Below are 23,844 nucleotides of genomic sequence, written 5' to 3' on the forward strand. Positions count from 1 at the left end.
ATGAAGCTGCTTCGTATCGTTCCTTCGAACTCAAATATTCCATTTATTAAATACCATTTAGTCACTTTTTTACTGTCGGCTATGATGTTAATAGGCTCGATTTTTGCGATATTTAGCATTGGGCTGAGTTTTGGCATCGACTTCAAGGGTGGATTAGTAGTCGAAGTAGAAATTAACGATTCAACTGATATCGCTCAGCTTCGTTCAGACTTAAATAAACTTGGATTAGGTGGAGTTATTTTGCAGGAGTTCAGTGCAGAGCGCGCGATATTGATTCGTGTCCCTTATCAAGGAAGCGATAAAAATGAACAAACCAATACTATTAAGAAGATACGGCAGGTGATGCCGTCCAATATTAAGTTTCGCAGAACTGAGTTTGTCGGTCCAACTGTTGGCAGAGAGATGATTAATGCTGCTGTATTGGCTATAGTCTTGGCTTTATTGTCAATCATGATTTATATATGGTTTTGCTTTGAATGGCAATTTGGCTTATGCGCTATTTTAGCACTGGTTCATGATATAATTTTGACTATAGGTTTATTTTCTCTGATCGAACACGAATTTAATACATCAACGGTTGCTGCATTGTTGGCGATAGCTGGTTCATCTATCAATGATACTGTAGTGATCTATGACCGAGTGCGAGAAAACCTACAGCTGTACAAAAATATGTCACTATCTAAGCTGTTAGAATTATCTATTAATGAAACATTATCGCGAACTACTACAACTTCATTTACTACATTATTAGCGCTAGCCAGCGTGTATTTTTTTGGAGGTGCTGGATTAACAGATTTTGCACTTGCAATGATTTGGGGGATATCTGTAGGTACTTATTCATCCATCTTCATAGCCGCGCCACTACTTTTATACACTGGTGTGTGTGATAAAAGGATAGCCAGTAGCTAGAGCTAATAGTAAAAGGAAAGAAGATAATGATTAACGTCACGCCCATGCTAACTGATAACATGCACATTATTCATTGTTGTGCTGAAGATAAGTTCACTATTAAAAATACTAACTACACTGGACCTATCCTAGTATCTCGGGAGAATATTCAGCAATGGGACATAGAAAGTGATGTTTTATGGTCAAAGTTTGATCTTTTAACTTTGGCTCCAGTTTTTGCGGTTGAACAAAAATATGATATTCTTCTCATCGGTACTGGAAGCAGACAGGTTTTTTTCCCACCTTCTTTGCTCTGGCGTATTCGAGAGCAAGGTCCTGTTGCGGAAGTGATGAGCACGGATGCAGCTTGTCGTACTTTTTCATTATTGTTGGCTGAAGGCCGACGAGTGGCGGCAGCTTTATTGCCAATTGGTTGGCTAACAAAGGTTTAAGCATTTAAAGTCATTAGCGATTTGTTCATAGCTAGATGAATTTTTAATTTACTTACTAATTGATTTAACTAAATAAATAGTTATTAGTTTATAGATTAATAACTGTAATCTTGGCAGATTATCCTTTTTATAGTCTTTTTTTTGGGAAAATGGTAACTTTCAATGTAACTACAATCAATCATAATTTAACCTCACAAATTTTTACGTGCTAGGAAACTTGACCAAGTATAATTATCAGACTCACTTCTGCTGGAGCAAACCAACAAGCGGTATTATGCCATATCAGGAGATTAAGCGAATGATTAAAGGCGGTCAAATCAAGTGCGCTATCCCTTTTGATTCTTCACAAATTCAGCCAGCTAGCTTAGATTTACGTCTTGGCAGATTAGCCTATCAAGTACGTGCAAGCTTTTTGCCCGGTTTAAGCGCTGCGGTCATGGACAAAATTGCTCAACTAGACGGAGGAGATCCAGTACTGGATTTGCTTAAGGGCGCTGTGCTAAAACGTGGTTGTGTTTATATTATTGAAATATTAGAAACGCTCAATTTGCCACATGATGTGGAGGCGTTGGCTAATACCAAAAGCTCGATTGGCCGCCTTGACATATTGACACGCTTAATTACTGATGGATGTATAGCTTTTGATCGAATTGATAAAGGCTATAAAGGTAGGCTATTTTTGGAGATACTATCATTATCATTCAATGTAGTTGTTAGTTATGGATCTCGCTTAAATCAGCTACGTTTTCAGCGTGGTGTAAGCAAGATTTCCTCTAAGGAGGTGCGCAAGCGTCACGCTCTTGGTCATTTTGCTAAGGTTGATGCTGGAGATATACTAATATCGCCGCGCGGTACACTATTGCCATGTTCGATCGACTTGCAAGGAGCGGGGAAAGGAACGATAGTAGGATATAAAGCTAGGAAAAATACTTGTGTCATTGATGTTGATCGTAAGTATACTTATCCCGCTAGTAAATTTTGGGAGCAGCTTTATTGGGATCATGGGCAATTGATATTAGAAAAGGATGAGTTTTATATTCTTGGTACACGTGAAGAATTAGCTGTACCGCCTGATTTAGCTGCTGAAATGCTTCCCTTTAACAATCAATTTGGCGAGTTTCGTGTTCATTACGCCGGCTTTTTTGACCCCGGTTTTGGTTGGGCCAATGGTCAAGCTCAAGGAAGTCGAGCTGTACTTGAGGTTCGATCTTATGGTGCACCTTTTGCATTAGAGCATGGACAAATCGTTAGCTGCTTAGATTATCGTCGTATTGCTAGCGGTAAAACTAAAATCATTTATGGTACAGCATTGAAGTCTAATTATCAAGGTCAAAAAATGACGCTTGCTAAACATTTTGTCATCGATATTTAAAGATTAATTTTGATTTAATATTTTAAAGGACTGTCGAGTTTATCGTGAGGCAGAGTACAGAATGTGCAAGAATTGTGCGATGCTATGACCGCGAGCGGTATCTTGTATCTCTTTTCGCCCAACCGGAGATGTGTGAAGATTTATTTACTTTACTCGCTGTTAATCATGAGATAGCTAAAATTGCTGATATAGTAAGTGATCCAGCAATTGGCTTTATTCGTTTGCAGTGGTGGCAAGAATCATTTGACGCGATTGAATCGGGTATTCCTAGTTCTTATGGAGTACTCTTGTCATTAGCTAGATTAGCTGAACGCTATCCGATCGTCTTGGATGATTTGCGTAGAGTTGTTAGTGCGTATGAAGAAGATTTATCAGAAAGATTAATACCAGATCTGGAATCACTTGAACATTATGCTGCTATGACGGGAGGAGAAATAACTAATGCCATGGCGCGTATTCTTGGAGTTAAATTAGAAAATGCTAAAGAGCTTGGTACTTCTTGGTCTCTTATTAATTTAGTGCGCGCGATGCCAACAAAAAATAAAGTAAGAAAAGTTATGATACCAGAATCGATCCTTGATAAAAACCGCATTAAAGCCTGCAGTTTAACAGATCATCCTTTATCAGTTAATTTTATCTCGCTATGTCAGCCAATCATTGAATGTAGCAAAATTCATTTGAATGCTGCATTGTCAGGTACTGCGTTAATGCACAAATCAGCACTTGTAATGTGGCTGCTAGCAGCACGAGCAGATGATATATCGCGTGCCATTGAACGTGCATACTATAATCCGCGAATTTTTCCTGTCGCTAAGATTCCTACAGGTCTTATTTGGCGCCATGTTTTGCGATCAGTTTGGTTTTGTTTGCGTTCGCAGTTTTAATAATCGATATAGGATATTCTGCTTTAATCAGCAATTATTTAAGCAAACAACATAATAATTATAACTATAGGTAAGTATTTTGTGCTTATCTTAACTTAGCCAATTATTTTTATATTTATTAATATGGCTTTATTTTGTAAGCAATTGTTTTATTAAGCATAATTAAATTATTAACAAAAATTAATCTAGCGTATAAAGCTCTATATCTTTATTTTGTTTGCTAAAAATAAAGATATAGAGCTTTATCGAAGGCAATCATAATTTTGGTAACTTAAATACTTTTATCAAAGTAAATATCTGTATGTATAAACATAATGTAGATATTCTTCTAATAGAATAGTCTTTTTATATGATATTTAAAAGCCGAATTCAGCTGCGAATGTAAATTTTACTACTTATGCTAAAGGTTAAATTTAGTTGTAGAACTTACTATGTCTGTTTAAGCTTTAATAACGATAAAGTCTCTATTTTGCATCTCGAGCGGATAATATTTTGAGTGAATCGAGATTTGACTTAACTTGAATTTGCGGATAGAACACTTGTTATTCCTATTATACAGCGAATGATTTTGTTACTTTTATATTTATTAATATAAGGGCATTTTAGCTGATTATGTATGTTAGATGAAGTCTTAATTGCTTGATTAATAATACTGTCTAGTGCTTTTACATGACGCTCATCATTAACTTACCTTTAAGGTAAACGAGGAAATTATTTTTATAAAATTTCTTCCTAATCTTATTAATCTTTTAAGTAGTCGCAAAATTCAGCAATAATAGCGTTGGTTTTATTTAGAGCAATCATTAGTATTTTTATTCTAACAAAATGGATGGTAGTAAAATTAGCACATACAATATAAGAGCTTTAGTATGCGGACTATTTCGTGTTAATCATAAAATATTCTATGTTTTATAACAAGCGCAATAATTCAGTATATTCTCATACTGGAGGGCATAGTCTATAACACGCAAGAAAATCTTTAAATTATATATAGATAACCTAGCAGATTTGCTATTGTAGTGTATTATGTAGTTTATAAAATTCATTATTAATTGAATCCGATTTTGTTTATAAATTATCCCTGCACAATAGCTATAAAGCAAAATTCTTTTATTTCTCGTGTACTAGTAACTCTACTTCTACTGCAGAGATCGGTATTGCTATCTCATAGCAGGCTATCTCTACGTGTTTTGTAGTGTTAAGTTGTTTAAACTTTGCTCATTTACGAATTTTTAAATTAAATATCTTTAACGATTAATATACAATATTTTGGGCAATAAATTATTATCTTTTATTTATTATTCGTCAATACTAATCTTGGGAAAATTTTTTAATAAGTAAACTTAGTCTGTTGCTGAATTGATTTATGTGATGGTATATTTATTGTACTAAAATTAAATTAAGAATTATTATTCATCAATTTTGCGTTTTTATTTAGTAGAATATACTAATAAATGTTTTTTATCTTTATTAGAAGATTTTTAATCTTTTTAAATTTCATTACTAAAAGTTTATTTTTATCTAAATTTGTATTTATTTTCTAAATCATGCTCTTGATCAAAAAATTATTGGTTTTAAGCTAGGAGTTGCTCGTTTATATTTTATATATATTTGTAATATTTTAGAGGATTAAAGTGCATGGCATGTGTGTCTTGCAACAATAGTAAAGCAATATTTTGCGTTTTACATTGTAAGGTACAGTGCTATATACATGCGAAGAGCAAGTCTGCAATTTGAATTTGACTGATGAGCTAGGTATTATTACCACTGTAATAATACCTAGCTCATCAGTCAACAATACTAATCGAGCTGAGAAGATTTATCAGCATCGTGATTATACTACTCCTATAGATAAGTAGATTAACGGACCTACTATCTATGAAGTAGCAAGTGCTTACCTTTTGTCATTTCTCCCTTCTACTGCACGGTATCGTATCTTTTAGATTAAGTATGTGAAAGAAAAATATTGATTTTAGTTTGCTAATACGTTGTAAAAGCGTACTAGAAGTAAAGTAGATGAAGAATAATCTTTACTTCTAAGAAAGGAGAACAAAATACACGCTCTGGTTGATCAAGTCTCTCAATTTGTCATATCCGCTTAATTGATTAGAAAAAATATCAAATATTTTTTAGCACTTATAAGGTGAAGCAGATAACTTGTTAATGCTTCTCAAAATTTATCACAAATAAGAAAATAAAGTATGAAAATAATGTAATTTTGCTGAGTCCTTATTGGTTGATTCTTGTATCAATTGTACTACGATAAAGTAGGCTTTGGAGCAGTTTTTATCATTTCATATAAAGTAAATCTACTATTGTACGAAACTATCGCGTATTATAGAGCTATCTAAATTATATTACTCACTTCGTAAGCTTGGTTTCATTTAGCGTTGATGTAATTGCAGACTGCAAGATAGTGGTATTAAAATACTAAACCTTCAACGTAAAAATATATATATTTTCAATATGTTATAGAATCCAGGCTATGCAATCATCAGCATACAACTTGCCTATCGCGCTTGGTAAGGATATAGAATGGAGCTAATAGTATTTGCTCTTATTACTATACCAGATCTTTTTATGTGTAGACTACCGGATCAAAAAAATCTATATTATTTTCTCAGAATGATATTTGCACTACTTTACAAATTTATCTCTTGAGTGCTACCGTTGATCATGATTGATTCAAAAATGCTGGAATTATTAGTCTATGAAGGTATGCCTTATCTTTTATAATGGGTTCTTTATGAAGTCTCATAAAAAGGAATTGTTAGATTAAAATGGGGGATTTAAAAGATAAAGAATCGATAAGTTATTATGCTCCAATCTTGATATTAGGAACATCGAGGTTATAATGCCTTAATTAATTGAGGATAAAAAGATTATGCATTAAAGCGTTTTACGTAAGCACGATTGGACGTAGATAGTAATAAATCAAACCTACCGCCTTGGTAACGCTCTCTTAATATTGTTCTCATTTTCACAAAGATCACTCATCTACTGATAATTGCTGGGAAAGCGATTAAGGTTGCTGTTTAACGCCTTACTCAAACGATAGCATGATTTTCTTAGTGTATTTAGCTTATTAGAGCAAATTAAGTTCCATCGTTTGATGTAATTATCGTTTTTATTAAAAATAAGGATAATTTTTTTGTTCGTATTTTATTTTCTTTTGCTTAAAAATTGATAGCCGGAACATTTTTGTGATATGAGGCAATAACAGCTTTTGTGAATAAGCGATATGCTTGACATCTAGTGTGTGGATAAATTACTTAAAGTGGATGGTGCATTTTGTTCCGATAAAGAATATAAAAGAGATAGTGCGTTAGGTAAAGCTGATGCTGGTAGTTTTTAGATACGCAAAAATTTATCAATTAGTATAGTTTATCATAGGATGTATAGACTTATTTGAAGATAGAGAATTTAATTGGATGAATACTATTGTATGTTTAGGTTATTGCCATTGTTTTAGGTAATAGTGAATTATAGAATAGCTTAATACAACGCTGCCTAAAAATTATTTATTGTCGAGCAACTGTATTTATCAAATAAATGAAGTATAAAGGAGTAATCAACACAAGTAATCATGTAGGCAAACTTGAGTTTTTAGTTGATAAAGCATTGCCTTATTAAAATTAGAGATACTGAGTAGTATACGCTCTGTGTTGTAAATAGTAAATTTGTTATAAACATTCTTAGTTAGAGTTCACCGTTGGGGTAAAATTTAATAAATTTTTATGCTAAATAAATTTTATTGGTTTTTTGTTATTTTTTTTATTGCATTGACAAGAACTGCTGCTTCTGCTCTTGGTGAAACTATGACGGCAAAACAGACGCAGGAGATTAAGCGTATCGAAAATTATTTTAATCAGCTTACTACTATGCATTCAGATTTTTTACAAATTAACTCTAGCGGTTCAATTGCTCGTGGCGTGGTATGGATTGAGCGGCCAGGTAAAATGCGTCTTGAATATGATCCGCCCTCTCCAGTACTGATTACCTCTGATGGTGGTTGGGTCAATTACCAAGATAATGAACTGAAACAAAGCACTCAAATTCCTTTAATAAGTTCACCACTCTCTGTTTTACTTTCTAAATACATTAGCTTTGCAGACGATTTGGTGATAGAAGATGTGCACAAAAGTTGTAATATGATTTCTTTACAGCTTTATCAACGGGGTGATTCAGGACAAGTTAAGATAATATTTGCCTTTCAAGCTAATCCTTTATTGTTGAAACAATGGAGTATCATTGATAATAACGGTTCAGAAATTAGAATTGTGTTGCTTAATCCTGTCTTTGGTATAAGTTTACCTTCTAAGCTTTGGCTTCCGAAAGATTTTGGTCAAAAATTTGGTAGACCGGAAGACTGAAAGATAAATATGTTATTTTAATTTAACGTTTATATATTTAAATATAAAATAATACTCACAATATTCCACTATACTATTTTTATAGATTATCATTTTATTTATTAGCTTGAATATAAAATTTTGTAGTATTTATCTTGTGGCTAAATTAATGATTATAAATAAAATATTTAATGCATTATATTCATACAAATCAAAGCCTAACACTAAAACAACGCACTAAAATTATTTTTATTGACTTTACTTAAGTAAAAATATTATTTCTGCTACATTTAATTAGAATGTATCCTACATATAAATCTTTATATTGTTTTTTATTTTAATTTACTATTATCTAATCTTAGTGGATATTTAGAATTAAGTTTAAAATTCATCTTAACATAATATTTCATTATATTTTATATTCTTTTCAATTAAAAATGAAATCAATCTATTATAAAAATTAGTCTATGATATCTAACGGATGATTATATAACATTATAATCTATTGATATTATACGAAAATATATTGACAAAATTTTTGATGATAATCGATCAATAGTTGATTGATACAATTTGTGTTATATGTAAAGTATAAATTCTTATTACAGCAAATCGTTAGTTGTCTTTATTAATTTTTATAACATATTTATTAAATAATATTTGAGTTATGCATAACTCAAATAGCTGTTTGAGGAGTTTTTGCGGATAATTAGTTTGTTGATAGATGCTCTTAGCTTTCGTTGGTAGGGATTATAGCATATCATTTAACTCAATAATATTTGTTATGCAGATGATTGCATTTTTGATTACGTGCCCGTAATAATAAAAATTTTTATTATTACGTACTGCTTTAATTATTATTTTGATGAAGCACTTTGCATTTTATTATCATGGTATTAAAATACCAGTAGTATTTTAATTAATATTTTAATTAGGCTATTTTTTACTTATCGTATTATTTTATATAATAATAATTTATTTTCTTATGCTTATTGCTAATAAATATAAGCAAGATTCATTGTAAAATATTACAGCATCTTTGAGTAAAACCTAAAAATTACGGCGAGTATTTTTAATTATTGTACAGATAATATATTGCAAAATAGATGATGCACTTAAGTACTCAATGGCTATTTCTGATAGCTGTTTATTGCATAATAATTTGTTTTATAGGCTAACATAGATAAGGATTACCTGCATGATAGATTCTTTTAATCGCTTACTACAGATTTGTAAGTATTATATAGTTAAGATCATTGATCTGCTCTTTAGTTAGATTGATCTATTGCGTGTGGCTTTAATTGGTAAATGATAAATGTTTGATTGCTTATGAACTTAAGCGGCTAGCTGAATTATTCTTAACATTTAATAGGATAGCATAAAATTTAGCTCAGTCGTTGAACAAATATTATCCTAAGCATTTTCCCTCTGACTGAGGAGGCAGTGTTTTTAACAGTCGATGTTAATAGCTAATAATGCTATAGCATATTCTGATATATATTCGTTTACATTTTAGGTTTTATAAATTAAAACTAAGATAATAGTAATTTATTGACTATAGATTATCTAAATTATTATTATCTTAGTGGGCAATTTAATTGATCTAAACGCTATATTCTGTTTTTTATTTTTATAAAATATTATACTGAGAAAATGTTGTCTATGCAGAATAGATCTTCTACAACATTAATTGTGTGTTATTTGCGTATTGATTATTAGCAAGATATTATTTTATCTAATTAAAAAATTATATGAAGTGCAAAGACTTACCTGATTTTAGTTTATTGGCTTGCTATTAGTTTTTAAGCTATTTCTTGGCTTAATCAAAGAATAATAAATCTCATTTATCCTCTATATAAGCTAAAAATTAATTCTTCTCTTTCGTTATGCGATCATACAATCTATACTGCGCTAATATTGTTATTTGTTTTATATTTAATGTACAGAAAATATTAATTTTTTGCATAGTCTGTTTGATATAAACTTATAACCTCTTCGAGTTATATTCGATGTTTTTAAGATAGTATATATGAAATATAGTGTATTTTATATGATTTTGGTCTAAAGTAGTTATTTTTCGCTTATATACGTACAATGAGTTTAATGAATGGATTAAGATAATGCGCTAATGTGGTTACTTACTAGACTAATCATACTATTAATATAGTACTTATATAATTAGAGTCGTAGATAGGTTCATCTTGAACCATTGAGTGCGTTTTGCTGTTGTGATGTTTAAATTAAGCGTTGGGTAGGATAGCATTTTGAGTAAACTTTCTTTACCAAGCATGCATGTAACTACACTTGATAACAAACTGACTGTAGCTACCGATTCTATGGTATCTGTAGATACTGCGTCTGTCGGTTTATGGATTGGTGTAGGCACTCGTCATGAGAAATCTTCCGAAAATGGCTTAGCTCATTTAATTGAGCATATGTTATTTAAGGGTACAGTCAAGCGCGATGCGGTGACTATTGCTCGTGAGATTGAAAATGTTGGTGGTCATATAAACGCTTATACTTCGCGCGAGCAAACTGCCTACTATGCAAAAGTACTATCTGGTGATGTTCCGTTAGCAGTAGAGTTACTAGCCGATATAGTACAGAATTCTGTTTTTGATATATCGGAACTTGATTGCGAGCGATCAGTTGTTGTGCGGGAAATAGCTCAGATTAACGATACTCCTGATGATGTTATTTTTGATTATTTTCAGGCTGCAGCATTCCCCAATCAAAGTTTAGGACGTCCTGTGCTTGGTAGCGTGGAAGTAGTACGTTCAATAAAACGCCAATTGCTCCTAAATTACATAGCACGGATGTATGGGTCGGAATCTTGTGTTTTAGCGGTGGCTGGTCTAGTTGATCATGAAAGATTGGTTGATATAGCAGCAGAATGCTTTACTGCTTTACCAAAAATAACGACGAAAGCACTAGATTTTTGCCATTATGTTGGTGGCGAAATAAGAGTAGAACGTGAATTAGAACAGCTTCACATTATTCTTGGATTTAGAGGAACTTCTTTTTTTGATCCAGATTTTTATACTATTCAGCTTTTATCAGTAATTTATGGCGGTGGTATGTCTTCTCGTTTGTTTCAAGAAGTGAGAGAGAGGAGGGGTCTTGCCTACTCTATTTATTCTTTTACTTCTGCGTATTTAGACGATGGCTTACTTGGTGTTTATCTTGGGACTGGTGTTAAGGAAGTGGTTGATGCAATTCCAATAGTTTGTGATCAGCTTATGTCAATTCCAGATACTTTAAATGAAAGCGAGCTTGCTAGAGCAAAGGTTCAAATCAAGTCATCATTGCTAATGAGTCGGGAAAGTACTAACTCACGTAGTGAGCATTTAGCAAACTATTTTATTATACATGGCAAAGCTCCTAATTTAACAAATATTATAGATAATATTGAGGCGGTAGATCAATCTTCAATACGTCGAATGGTAAGGAGGTTGCTTAAAAATCCCCCAACGCTTACTTCAATTGGTCTTACAAAGACGCTTGAAAATTACGATAAGATTTGTGCGCGACTAAGTTAGTTTTTATATATGACATATTGTTTGTTTTATTATAATACGTTAAAGCTAATCTAGTAGTAGAAGCACGATTTATTTTGCTCTTTAATACAATTTTAGTGATTTATTAAAAATAATTCATCTGTTATGCCTAAAAGCTGATTTTTAAGTAATAGTGGTATTGTCATCTATTAAGCAATTTGTTTTTATGCATAGATAGTTATGCTATAATTATTTATGTTTTTTGATTACCTAAATAAACTAAATAGCCGAGCATTAGTGCTCGGTTAAAAATTAAAGCCGTAATAGTTTAAAATTTCTGCTATAATTAGTTTTTATGCAGTTAAATATAGGCTAGGGTTTTTATCTATTTCTTGACTATAGATCTTAGCCCAAGAAATAGTTGTTATTATTATCGATAATACCTGATAATTTGCTTATTTTATTATTGAGATAACTAATTCTAACTTGTTTTAGTCGACATATTAATCTACCTATTTATATTTCTTTAACGTAAAACTTACAATTAAGTTGGTAAATAGGGAAATATCTGATCTGTTGTTTCCTAGATTAATTTCTCTAAATGTTACATCTATAAAACTTTTGTACAATAGCGGTAGTTATTATATTCTTTAATTGCTAAATTATTCCTCTAAGGAAGGCTTAATTGAAACGAACTAAGGATTTTTTTTTAAAAAGTTAGCTGCCAGATTTTCAGCAATCTGAACGGCGTTTAGTGCAGCACCCTTTCGGAGGTTATCACTAACGCACCACAGCACTAAGCCATTATTTACAGTAGGATCTTTACGCAAGCGACTGACATAAACTGCATCCTTGCCTGCGCTATCTAGCGGCGTAGAATAGCTCGCTTCTGATGGGTTGTCAACTACTACTAAGCCAGGAAAAGATTGCATAGCTTGACGAGCTGATTCAGGATTAATTGGCTTTTTGGTTTCAATGAAAATTGCTTCGGAATGGCCAATAAAAACTGGAACACGTACGCAGTGAGCAACAACTTCAATATCTTGATCAAGGATTTTTTTTGTCTCAAACGTCATTTTCCATTCTTCTTTAGTGAATCCGTCATCCATAAAATTATCGATGTGAGGAATGACGTTGAAAGCAATTTTTTTAGTGAAAGTTTTGGATTTAATTGGGTTATTTAGATAGATTGAGTGAGATTGTTTAAATAATTCATCTATTCCGTCATTACCAGCGCCTGAGACTGATTGGTAAGTGGCAACAAGTACTCGTTTTACGCAAAAAGAGTCGTGTATTGGTTTGAGCGCCACGACCATTTGAGCTGTAGAACAATTTGGATTAGCTATTATATTCTTCTTGTCATAGTAAGACATTGCTTCCAAGTTTACTTCTGGTACTATTAGTGGTACTTCTGGGTCCGTGCGAAATGCAGAGCTGTTGTCAATTACAACGCAACCAGATTGACTAGCCTTTGGTGCATACTCAAGAGAAATGTTCTTACCTGCAGAGAACAATGCAATATCTATTTTAGAAAAGTCAAATTTTGCTAATTTTTCGACAACTAAAGTTTTATTCTCTCCATAGGATACTAGATTTCCAGCAGAATAGTCCGAAGCTAGGGCAATAACTTTGTTAGTGGGAAAATTACGCCTAGCTAGCGTGCTTAACATTTCACGACCAACAGCGCCCGTGGCCCCTACAACAGCAATTGTATAGTTCATTTTATTTCCTTTGGAATATCTGGTGCTGCTATTACGCAATGGTATTAGCTTTTTTTTGATTAACATACCTTGCAGCTGACATTGAAGCGGAGGAAAAATATTTTATTATTATAGGTGTTTCAGAACGGTAAGCGTAAAAATGTTGTTTGTTGAAATAAATAACACAAGAATTGAGTCATAAAAATTATTGTTTTAAATTAAGGAAATTGTAAGTAATATTTTACTACTTTAAAAGATTAATTTAATGAATAAATAACACGTTGTTTTAGTATTTACCTGTTAAAAATTACTAGCTAATACTTTTGATCTGAATTTGCTTACTTACTAAATGTGGTATATTGTAAAAGCCTAAATAGCTTAAATTAAACAAATATAAAGAATATTTTGTGACGCTAGTTTTTTGTTTAAGATATCTTAACATTAATCTTAATTGGGATTCATTATACACCTCTAATCAAACTGTTTATAAATACTGATAATGAATTATATTTCTGTGCACTAATTGACTAAGAAGATATTCTTCTTTGGTAAAAATACTACTTTAGCCTTTTTAAGTTGGAGGTGTTAGGATAATAGAATGGCGATATTCATAATCAGTCCATCGACTTATCAATCAAAAATGGATAGTGTCATATGTCATAGTTTATGCGATCAGTAAGTTAATGGTTAAATTAATTAATATTTTGTAACTTCTGATAAAGTTATCTTAAAACGTAGTAATTAGCATAATTTTTTTGATTAAATTTGTTAAAAGTTTTATTCAAATTAGCGAATTTTCAGTAATCTAATAGACGTGCGAAATAAATAAAGTTTTTTACTAATAAAATTAGCAAGAGGAACATTGCTAAATGTATGTTCTAAGCTAATACTAATCATTATGGTCAATTGTTAATAGTACAATATACTATTAAATTCAAGCTTACCGCCGTAGAAATTGGATTATTTAATGCCCTTTGATATTAATAATTTTATTTATTATTAATATCAATTTTTTCCTAAAAATATCCATAGATCTCATGGAGAGTTTTTATTGCTAGCAGATTTAATTCCATCGCTTATAAATTTAAAAGCCTCTTCTACTCCTTTCCAGCGATCGATGCGTACCCATTTCTCAGGTTCAAGATCTTTGTAGTGAGTAAAAAAATGCTTTATTTGTTCTGTTAAAATCGTTGGCAAGTCTGTCCATGAAATTACATTCGTGTAATAAGGATGTAATTTATCAGTCGGTACAGCAAGGATTTTTTCGTCCATGCCTTCCTGATCTTCCATGATTAATAGACCAATCGGGCGAACGTTAACTATTGCTTTTGGCATAATCGGGCTGTTAGTTACCACCATCACATCTATAGGATCTTTATCATTAGCCAGAGTGTGGGGTATAAAGCCATAATTACAAGGATAGGTCATTGCTGTGTGTAGGAAACGGTCAACGAATAAAGCTTGGCTTTCTTTATTAAATTCATATTTTATGGGATAGGAACCAAGAGATATCTCGATTAGTACATTTATGTCGTGAGGCGGGTTTTTACCAATAGGAATTTGAGATATACGCATAATTTAATTCTCCAAAATAAATCAGGATAGCTAGTAAAATATAGTACATAAAAACTATTGATCTGTTGGTCTAGAAAAGTATCCTCTCTCTTGTAGAGAGAACTATATAAATATAAATAGTCAATATACGTATAAGCTATAATGCATATTATTTTACTATAATTAATTTTTTGTAAAGACTGCAATGATAAAGATTAAAATAGTTGTTGTTATTTAATATCTTAAGAATTAATAATAAATTAGAAATTCAGTTATATTAAATCTTTTGATTTATATTGATATTAACGAGAATTATAGATTACAGAAAAATGTAGTTGCATTTTTATGCGACCATAGTAACTAGTAATATATTATAGATTGCAGCCCAAAATACCTAAAATCCGTAAAACACATTTTAGGTATTTACTAAAAACATGGATTAATAAGATGTATATATCTTAATATATAGGCAAATAAGCATATGCAAGCTATTCTTTGTATTATCTTTTGCCAGCGCATTTAACAATAGATTAAGCGACAAACTCAGTAAAATTAAACTACGATTAAGCTATAAGGGCTACTTTTGTAAAAATGATGCTTTACTACCACAGTGGGGCAATGTCCTATTATTTTAATGTCGCGCTTTCATTTCTTGTTATATTATAAATGATTATTTAATATTATCTGCTAAATCATTACCAGTATCCTGGTCTATAATTTTCATAGAAAGTTTAACTTTGCCGCGATCATCAAAGCCAATGACCTTAACTTTAACTTTGTCACCTTCTTTAACTACTTCGGAAACAGTCTCAGGACGCTTCCCTCGCGTTAGCTGACTGATATGAACAAGACCATCCTTTGAGCCAAAAAAGTTTACAAAAGCACCAAAATCAAGTGTTTTAACTACTTTACCGTCATAGACTTTACCTATCTCTGGCTCAGAGATGAGTGAATAAATCCAGTTATGCGCAGCCTCCAGTGCGATCTTATCTACTGCAACAATTTTAACGTTGCCATCGTCTTCAACATCAATTTTAGCACCGGTAGTTTCGCAAATTTCGCGAATTACTTTACCACGTGAACCAATGACATCGCGTATTTTATTTACTGGAATTTTAATCGATCTCATCTTTGGTGCCGTTTTTGATACATGTTCACGAGCAATCGGTAAAATCTTATTCATCTCGTTGAGGATGTCCAGCCTACCGTTCTTTGCCTGCTCTAGCGCAATCTTAATGATTTCGATTGTTATAGAGGTGATTTTGATGTCCATTTGTAGAGCAGTTATACCTTTGTTAGTGCCGGCAACTTTTAAATCCATATCACCCAATTCGTCTTCGTCACCTAATATGTCAGATAAAACAACGAATTCTTCACCTTTTTTTATTAGTCCCATAGCTATGCCAGCTACAGGACGAACTAAAGGCACACCAGCATCCATAAGAGATAAGGATGCGCCGCAGACAGTTGCCATCGAAGAAGAGCCGTTTGCTTCAGTAATTTCAGATACCACTCGTAAGGTGTACGGAAAATGCTCTTTGCTAGGTAATAAAGGTTTTAGAGAACGCCAGGCTAGTTTACCGTGACCAACTTCACGACGCCCAGGAGGGCCCATGCGCCCGACTTCGTTTACTGAAAACGCTGAGAAATTATAATGAAGTAAAAAGTGTTCTCGATATTCTCCTTCTAAGGCATCGACTATCTGTTCATCATGACTACTACCCAGGGTGGTAATCACCATAGCTTGTGTTTCACCGCGAGTAAAAAGAGCGGATCCATGAAGTCGTGGAAACAGCCCAATTTCAGCAGCTATTGGGCGAATAGTGGAGGTATTGCGCTCATCGATACGTTTACCGGTATTTAATATGCGACTGCGCACAATATCAGATTCTATATTTTTCAATAAAGTATTTGCTACTTCTTCTTCTAGCAAATCATCAATTGACTCAATAGCTTTTTTCTTAGCGTCTATAATTTTATTTTGTCGTTTAATCTTGTTAGGCTCGTCATAGGCAGTTTCCATCATAGCTTTACCAGAAGCTTCTAGTTTTCTTCGTATTGCCTTGATATCTAACTTAGTTTCTGGTAGATCCATAGGATCTTTTGCGCAAGCTTCAGCAAGTTCTATTATTGCGTCGATCATTGGCTGAAAACTTTTATGCCCAAAATTAATAGCATCGAGCATTACTTTTTCAGACAACTCATATGCCATAGATTCTACCATAAGCAGCCCTTCTTGAGTGCCGGCAAGTACTAAATCAAGCTCGCTTTTCTTAGCAGTATCTATCGTTGGGTTTAAAATATATTGACCATCACTGTAGCCGACACGGGCAGCTCCAATCGGGCCTAAAAACGGCGCGCCAGACAAACACAAAGCGGCAGAAGTGCCGAGCATTGCAACAATATCTGGATCATTTTTTAGATCATGAGCAAGCACTGTACAGATAACTTGCACTTCATTTTTAAATTCATTGACAAATAATGGACGTATCGGTCGGTCAATTAAGCGTGATGTGAGTGTTTCTTTCTCGTTTGGACGTGATTCTCGCTTGAAGAAGCCACCAGGAACTTTACCTGCGGCATAAGTTTTTTCCTGGTAATGCACTGATAACGGGAAAAAATCTATATCATGGCGTTGAGTTTTATTTATGACCACAGTGCATAGAACGGCAGTATTTCCATAGCGAGCAAGAACTGCACCATCTGCTTGGCGTGCAATTTTACCTGTCTCAAAGGAGAAGGTTCGATTACCCCATTCAATTTCCTTACGGTATACTTCAAACATATTTATTATCCTTTAGTTTCAAATATGAATATACAATATTTTTACCTCTTCTTACTAGTAAAACCGTATCGGAGGAATGCTAGTAAACGAAGTAGGCAACAAAATTTCACTGCATGCTACACATAGGTTAGCTAAAGGAAACTCGAGACTAAATTTGCGATGAAGAAAAAAGATAAACGCTTCTTGCACCATAATCCAGAAATTACAGATACGATTCTTGTATTTTAATTTATGCATGCGTATTTTGCAATGGATAGTAATTTAGTCAAGCGCATGCTAGGCTAGATAACAGCATAAATTTTTAATCATTATATGTTAGCCCAGACCTTAACTTTCTTGTGCTTTTAACCAACCCATCCACCTTAACATATCCCTTGTTGTATTAGCGTCTGAGGCCTAAGTTATTAATTAATGTTGAGTAACGATTCTTAGATTTTTCTTTCAGATAATTCAGCAGACGGCGACGCTTACCTACCATCATCATCAACCCACGGCGTGAGTGAAAATCGTGTTTATTCATTTTTATATGTTCGGTAAGATTAGGAATACGTTCACTTAGAATAGCTACTTGCACTTCCGGTGATCCGCTATCACCTTCTTTTTGTGCATATTTTTTGATCAGTTCGGCTTTACGTTCAGCTGTAATTGACAATCTCTTGCTCCTAAACCAGTTAGTATTTTTATAAATTTTTATCTAAATGCGATGTAATATTTTCCATATTTATCGCTAGATATTTATTGTTTTGTAATTAATTAGCTAATTAAATTTTAACGTATCTATTGGCCGCTAACCTGATCTATTGAATGTTTGCTGAGACAAGAGAGCACTATTAATAATTGAAGATCATGACGTAAGACGTCATACATCTTAAGATTAATTATTAGATTGATAATGAAATTAATGCAATGTAGTCCTTATTTTTTTTTAGAAAAAACTATTTAAAAACTAATTGTCTACAATATACTCTATCAAATTATATCAACAGTTTCGCCATACTATTAAATATTGACAATAAATGCAAGGCTATAGTTTGCGAATGTTATTAGAAATACGAACTTAATAGGGATTTAATAATATAAGTACATCATTATCAATGATTTAATAATATAAGTACATCTTTATCAATATTGATAAAGATGTACTTATATTATTAAAAATTATTTGAAATAATTTGTATTTTTAGTATTAAGCGATATTAGCTATCATTTATTCAATTATCATTTGGCGTACTCAAAACGCGTTTTGTGATATAGATATTTGCTGCTATTTACTACGTAGAATATTAGATTAAATTGGATTTTAGGTTGAAGATCTGTTTTCATTTTTTAATGATAAACTAATTTCCCTGCAATTATTTCTTTGTTAATATGAAAAACTCAAAAATATAATATAAAAATTTAGCTATGGCTTTAATAAGTTTGATTGAGAAATATTGCTGATGTTATTCAAGTTAATTTTAAATTACAGTAAAACTATTTATCTGCATACAACCTACTTTAAAAAAGAGTCCTGTTATTATAACACGGAGAAAAATAATTACTGTAAATCCTACTTTTTTTAAAGTAGGTTGTATGCAGAAGATAATATTACTTGCTTTATCATGATTTTTAACATATGACTAAAGTTTTAGTACTCTCACCGGGCGAACAGTACCGTCTTTAATTCGCGCTATAGCTATCGGTATTGTGTTGCTGATAACGTAAATTAGATCATTTTCCTGTAATTGATATAATTTGGAATAATCGGTCAAGGTATGAATTGGGATACCTTGACCGTTGCTTAGTCTTATAGCTTCAGCTGCTTGCAAAGCAAGCGACGGCATATTTTTTAAGGCAGTTTCAATTGGTAATAAATAATTGGAAGGGTGGATTTTGTTGATTGAATTTTTTATTTGATCGAGAGTGATCGCGTGATTCATGCAAAACGGCCCTACGCGTAGTCTGCGCAGATTGCGCATGTGTCCAACTGTTCCAAGAGCTTGAGCTAAATTACGTGCAAGTGAACGCATATATGCACCATTGCCCGAAGTGACTTGAAAACTAGCCTCATCACGAGTAGGTATGTCTAGTAAAACTAGGTCAATAATATTGATTGATCGGCATTTTAGATTAAATTCTTTGCCGGAACGAGCTAACTTGTATGCACGCTCTCCGTTTATCTTTATAGCAGAAAATTTCGGTGGCACTTGCTCTATGACACCAATAAAACGATTCATAATTTTTAATATAGCTGTAACATCTGGCCTTAATTCATTAGTTTCTACAATTTCGCCATCAGCATCATCCGTAGTGGTCGCTTCACCCCAGCGAACAGTTAAGGTATAGTCTTTGCTACTATTCATTGCGTAGGAAACAGTTTTAGTAGCTTCGCCTAGAGCTATAGGTAAGATTCCAGTTGCTAGAGGATCAAGAGTACCAGCATGGCCCGCTTTAACTCCGTTGAAGATTTCACGTACTGCGTACACTGCTTTTGCAGAAGTGATGTGGGTAGGTTTATCAAGCACCAACCAACCATGAAATGGTTCACCCCGTTTCTTATATGGCATAAATCGCTTTATCCGTTATTTCATTTAATAGCATTCTCCACATCTTGTCGAATTACTGGATCTTTTAGGATATCTGCCATACGCTGAGATGAGTCAAAAGCTGTGTCGCGTTTAAAGATCAATCTTGGAGTAAATTTCATGCGTACCGCACGAGCTACTTCACTAGAAAGTTGTCCAGAAGCTCGCTTAAGTATAGGTAAAATTTTTTCCGTCTGTTCATTGACTGATGGTATCACCCAAACCGTAGCATTGCGCATATCAGATGAGAGACTAACTTCAGAAAGTGTAATAGGTACGTTGGACAAAATCGGATCGTATAATTTACCGCTTTTTAAAACACTTGAAAGGACCCTACGAATACACTCACCAACACGCAATTGTCGGTAGTTTTGGCCATTGTAGTGATTGAGCTTGTAGTGATTGAGCATATAACTCCCCACGTTAATATTATCGGTTAAAGCATTATCAAGCAGATGTTTGCTGTTGAACTTGCTCCAAGGTTCGAGCAACCTCCTTTAAATCAAGGCATTGAATTTGATCGCCCTCTCGTATATCATCGTAACTCTCAAAAGCTATACCGCACTCATAGCCCTCACGAACCTCGCGAACTTCTTCTTTAAATCGCTTTAGCGTTTTCATAGATCCCTCGTGAATCACCACGTTATCACGGATCAGACGAACTATTTTACAGGCTCGTTTAATTACACCTTCTCTAACCATACAGCCTGCTACCTTACCGACTTTGGTAATGTCAAAAATTTGGCGAATCTCAGCATACCCTAAAAACTCTTCATTTAATTCTGGCGCCAACATGCCAGTTAACAGGGTTTTCATATCGTCAATCAAATCATAAATAATAGAGTAGTAGCGAAGCTCCATCCCGTCAAGACGCGCCATCTCTCTTGCTTGAGGATTAGCGCAGACGTTAAAGCCTACTACAATAGCACTTGAAGCACGAGCTAAAGACACGTCAGATTCGCTAATACCACCAACGGCGGCATGTAGAATTCTCGGCTTGACCAAGCGGTTTTCCATTTTTTCTATACTTGCCCGGATAGCTTCTAGTGATCCGTGTACATCAGCTTTGAGCACTAGTGGCAATTCCGCAGCTTCACTCGATTTAATAGCCGATAACATTTGCTCTACTGTGCTACGATTACCAACTGTAGCGCTTTTTTCACGCAGTCGCCGTCGTCGATAATTAGCAATCTCTCGAGCGCGATTTTCGTTTTCAACCACAACAAAATCATCACCAGCTATTGGGGTACCTTGTAATCCGAGAACTTCAACAGGATCGCTTGGAATAGCAATCTCTGCACTCTTACCACGATCGTTTATTAAGGCACGAACGCGACCCCATTCTGCACCAGCCACAAAAACATTCCCTGTTCTTAATGTACCACGTTGAACTAGTACAGTAGCGACGGAACCACGACCACGCTCTACCTTAGCTTCAATTACTATACCCGATGCAGCTCTGTTTGGGTTAGCCTTTAGTTCGAGTATTTCTGCTTGAACGATTATAGCCTCTAATAATACGCTTAGTCCATGTTTTGTCTGTGCTGAAACATCAACTGCTTGAACATCACCTCCCATATCCTCGACCACAATCGCATGTTGTAGCAGATCAGTACGCACACGTTCTGGATCAGCTTCTGGTTTGTCAATTTTATTAACTGCAACTATAATTGGAACATTGGCAGCTTTAGCGTGGCGTATTGCCTCGATAGTTTGAGCCATAATGCCGTCATCAGCTGCTACTACTAGCAAAACGATATCGGTTACATTAGCACCGCGGGCTCGCATCTCAGTAAAAGATTCATGTCCTGGTGTATCTATCCAAGTAATTTTATCTCTTGACGGTAGTTCAATTTGATGAGCGCCAATGTGCTGGGTGATACCTCCAGCCTCGCTGGAGGCTACATCCGCTTGACGAATAGCATCCAGTAAAGAGGTTTTGCCGTGATCAACGTGACCCATAACAGTTACTACAGGCGGACGTGGTTGCAGATCTGCGTAACTATCTTCTTCGCCAGCCATGCCAAGCTCTACGTCAGATTCTGCCACTCGGCGTACCTTATGTCCTAATGTTTGAGCCACTAGTTCCGCAGTATCGGCATCAAGCATCTGGTTAATAGTTGCTAAAAAGCCCATTTTCATAAGCGTTTTGATTACATCACCTCCGCGCTCAGCCATACGATTAGCTAATTCCTGGACTGTGATTGTTTCTGGTACGATTACATCACGTGACTGTCTGATCGATTCTCCCGGATTGCTACGGCCACGTTTACGCTCACGTTCGCGTGCACGACGAACTGAGGCAAGTGACCTCATACGCCAACTATCTTCGCTCAATGCATCAGTTATAGTAAGCTTACCCTGGCGTCGTCGAGATCGTTCAGCACCACCACTACGTGTTCGAGATGAAGAACGCTTGGTAGAGGATTCTTTATTACTACCACCACGTTTACGTTTGCTCTCATCATCTATCTCAGTAGCTACTGTAGTCTCGCGGTTTAGACGGGCAGTTGCACGTTCAGCTGCTGCTTTAGCTTGGCGATTAGCTTCCCCTTCTGCAATACGTGAAGTTTCAATAGCTCTTATTGCAGCTTCAGTGTCTTTAATCTTACGTAGTTCATCCATCTCAGTTTGACGACGACTTATCGGAGCAATATCTGACTGTGCTGTTACAATTTTTGAAGGCTTAGTTAGAATATTTACGTCTGGCTCTGTTGGCAATTTCACCTTGTTCACGACATCTAGTTGATTTTCTGGACGTTTTATTGTCGCTTGTTCAAGGATGCGAGATCTAACCTCGCGTTCCTCAGCAGTTAACTCGCGATCGCTTTGCCTACCTATTCTCGATTTACCCTTGTGAGGTGATGCAGAAGGTGTATTAAACATTCGACGTCGACGTACTTCAACTTGTACTGTCTTAGAGCGACCATGAGAGAAACTTTGCTTAACCTGAGCAGTTTCCATCGATTTGCCTATAGAGAGCGTTTCTTTGTTAGAAGCAAGGCTAAGCTTTTTGCGATCTTCTTCTTTGCTGCTAGACATATTGTCTTTTCGCACATCATCCATCCATCAACGAGTAGGCTATCATTACCTAAGAAACTTTCTATAAAAGTCTAAATATTACTTAAATTTTTATATTACTTAGATTTTTTTAAACGTACACCTTCAAGTCTCATAGTATCCCGGAGCAATTTGTTTGCTAAACAATTAACTGACGGAGTTGATTGAACGAAAGTGTATAGCACATGCTTTCGTCCAAATGTTTCAGTAATGTCTGCTTTCGTTAAGCAGGAAACTAGAGAATGTGAAGCAACTATAGCCCTTAGAGGTCTTCTAGCACACTCTGTACCATCCATTGCTTCTAACAACAAGCCTGGCGCTCCAGCTTCAATAATATCTCGTATTTTAGGATAACTAGTTATAGTCAAGCCCAAACGTTTGGCAAGGGATAAAGTCTTTAAGCAAAGTCGCTTAAGCGAAGATTCGACCATATTTAGCAGATTACTATCTACCTTCACTGGTTTTTTAGCAGCCCATGCAAAAAGCTTTTTTTCTATTGCACAACTAATCATCTCACGATCAGCAAAAATCCACATTCCTCGTCCGGGTAGCTTCTCTTCAATGTCCGGTAATATAAATTCACCGTATCCTATGACAAAGCGAATCATCGCATAACGTGACTGACATTTACGACTAACAAAACAAAAGCGGTTACTATACATCTTTCTGTTTTTGAATTTAACTTCTGGAATCAGAGCCATTATCCTTAACTACGACTTGCATCCCATTATTATGC

Annotated in this window: 15 protein-coding genes; 7 read left to right on the top strand and 8 right to left on the bottom strand. The window is 34.3% G+C overall.

All coding sequences use genetic code 11. The features are described from left to right. The 7 genes from secF (at nt 1) to P856_RS00190 (ending at nt 11,487) form a co-directional block, all read left to right on the top strand. Complete coding sequence (gene secF, locus P856_RS00165; RefSeq protein ID WP_025300171.1) at nt 1-909, top strand: protein translocase subunit SecF; 909 nt, start codon at nt 1-3, stop codon at nt 907-909. Between the two features lie 26 nt (nt 910-935). After that, nucleotides 936-1,340, top strand: a complete 405-nt coding sequence (locus tag P856_RS00170; protein WP_044214809.1) for an Mth938-like domain-containing protein — start codon at nt 936-938, stop codon at nt 1,338-1,340. A 205-nt stretch (nt 1,341-1,545) separates the two neighbouring features. Next, on the top strand, nt 1,546-2,712 hold the full coding sequence (locus P856_RS00175; RefSeq protein ID WP_264357528.1) for a 2'-deoxycytidine 5'-triphosphate deaminase: 1,167 nt from the start codon (nt 1,546-1,548) through the stop codon (nt 2,710-2,712). 44 nt (nt 2,713-2,756) lie between these two features. Continuing rightward, nucleotides 2,757-3,596 (top strand): phytoene/squalene synthase family protein, encoded by an 840-nt coding sequence (locus P856_RS00180; RefSeq protein ID WP_158380562.1) that lies wholly within the window; start codon nt 2,757-2,759, stop codon nt 3,594-3,596. Between the two features lie 1,700 nt (nt 3,597-5,296). Further along, nucleotides 5,297-5,455: a hypothetical protein gene (locus P856_RS04445; RefSeq protein ID WP_158380563.1), complete on the top strand. Its 159-nt coding sequence runs from the start codon at nt 5,297-5,299 to the stop codon at nt 5,453-5,455. Nucleotides 5,456-7,378: 1,923 nt separating this feature from the next. Beyond that, nucleotides 7,379-7,969: a LolA family protein gene (locus P856_RS00185; RefSeq protein WP_227028670.1), complete on the top strand. Its 591-nt coding sequence runs from the start codon at nt 7,379-7,381 to the stop codon at nt 7,967-7,969. Nucleotides 7,970-10,212: 2,243 nt separating this feature from the next. Then, nucleotides 10,213-11,487: a M16 family metallopeptidase gene (locus P856_RS00190; protein ID WP_227028671.1), complete on the top strand. Its 1,275-nt coding sequence runs from the start codon at nt 10,213-10,215 to the stop codon at nt 11,485-11,487. Between the two features lie 653 nt (nt 11,488-12,140). Here the strand turns inward: P856_RS00190 and P856_RS00195 are convergent. The 8 genes from P856_RS00195 to P856_RS04135 all read right to left on the bottom strand — a co-directional run bounded on the left by P856_RS00195 (nt 12,141) and on the right by P856_RS04135 (nt 23,770). Beyond that, nucleotides 12,141-13,166, bottom strand: a complete 1,026-nt coding sequence (locus P856_RS00195) for an aspartate-semialdehyde dehydrogenase (protein ID WP_025300177.1) — start codon at nt 13,164-13,166, stop codon at nt 12,141-12,143. 1,014 nt (nt 13,167-14,180) lie between these two features. Beyond that, a complete protein-coding gene (ppa, locus tag P856_RS00200) occupies nt 14,181-14,720 on the bottom strand; it encodes an inorganic diphosphatase (protein ID WP_025300178.1) in 540 nt (179 codons plus the stop codon). Between the two features lie 649 nt (nt 14,721-15,369). Next, nucleotides 15,370-17,490, bottom strand: coding sequence for a polyribonucleotide nucleotidyltransferase (gene pnp, locus P856_RS00205; protein ID WP_044214815.1), 2,121 nt, complete (start codon nt 17,488-17,490; stop codon nt 15,370-15,372). 376 nt (nt 17,491-17,866) lie between these two features. Then, entirely contained in the window at nt 17,867-18,136 is a 270-nt protein-coding gene (gene rpsO / locus P856_RS00210) for a 30S ribosomal protein S15 (protein WP_025300180.1), read from the bottom strand. 967 nt (nt 18,137-19,103) lie between these two features. Further along, the gene (gene truB, locus P856_RS00215) at nt 19,104-20,030 is read right to left on the bottom strand and encodes a tRNA pseudouridine(55) synthase TruB (protein WP_025300181.1); all 927 of its coding nucleotides are present in this window, start codon (nt 20,028-20,030) and stop codon (nt 19,104-19,106) included. Nucleotides 20,031-20,050: 20 nt separating this feature from the next. Next, entirely contained in the window at nt 20,051-20,539 is a 489-nt protein-coding gene (rbfA, locus tag P856_RS00220; RefSeq protein WP_144079710.1) for a 30S ribosome-binding factor RbfA, read from the bottom strand. After that, a complete protein-coding gene (gene infB / locus P856_RS00225; RefSeq protein WP_420885839.1) occupies nt 20,496-23,114 on the bottom strand; it encodes a translation initiation factor IF-2 in 2,619 nt (872 codons plus the stop codon). The genes rbfA and infB overlap by 44 nt, the downstream gene beginning before the upstream one ends. 71 nt (nt 23,115-23,185) lie before the next feature. Further along, entirely contained in the window at nt 23,186-23,770 is a 585-nt protein-coding gene (locus P856_RS04135; protein ID WP_158380564.1) for a DUF448 domain-containing protein, read from the bottom strand. Nucleotides 23,771-23,844 lie beyond the last annotated feature (74 nt).

Origin of the sequence: Candidatus Endolissoclinum faulkneri L5 (genome assembly GCF_000510265.1) — a bacterium.
Taxonomy (GTDB): Bacteria; Pseudomonadota; Alphaproteobacteria; order Thalassobaculales; family Thalassobaculaceae; genus Thalassobaculum; species Thalassobaculum faulkneri_A.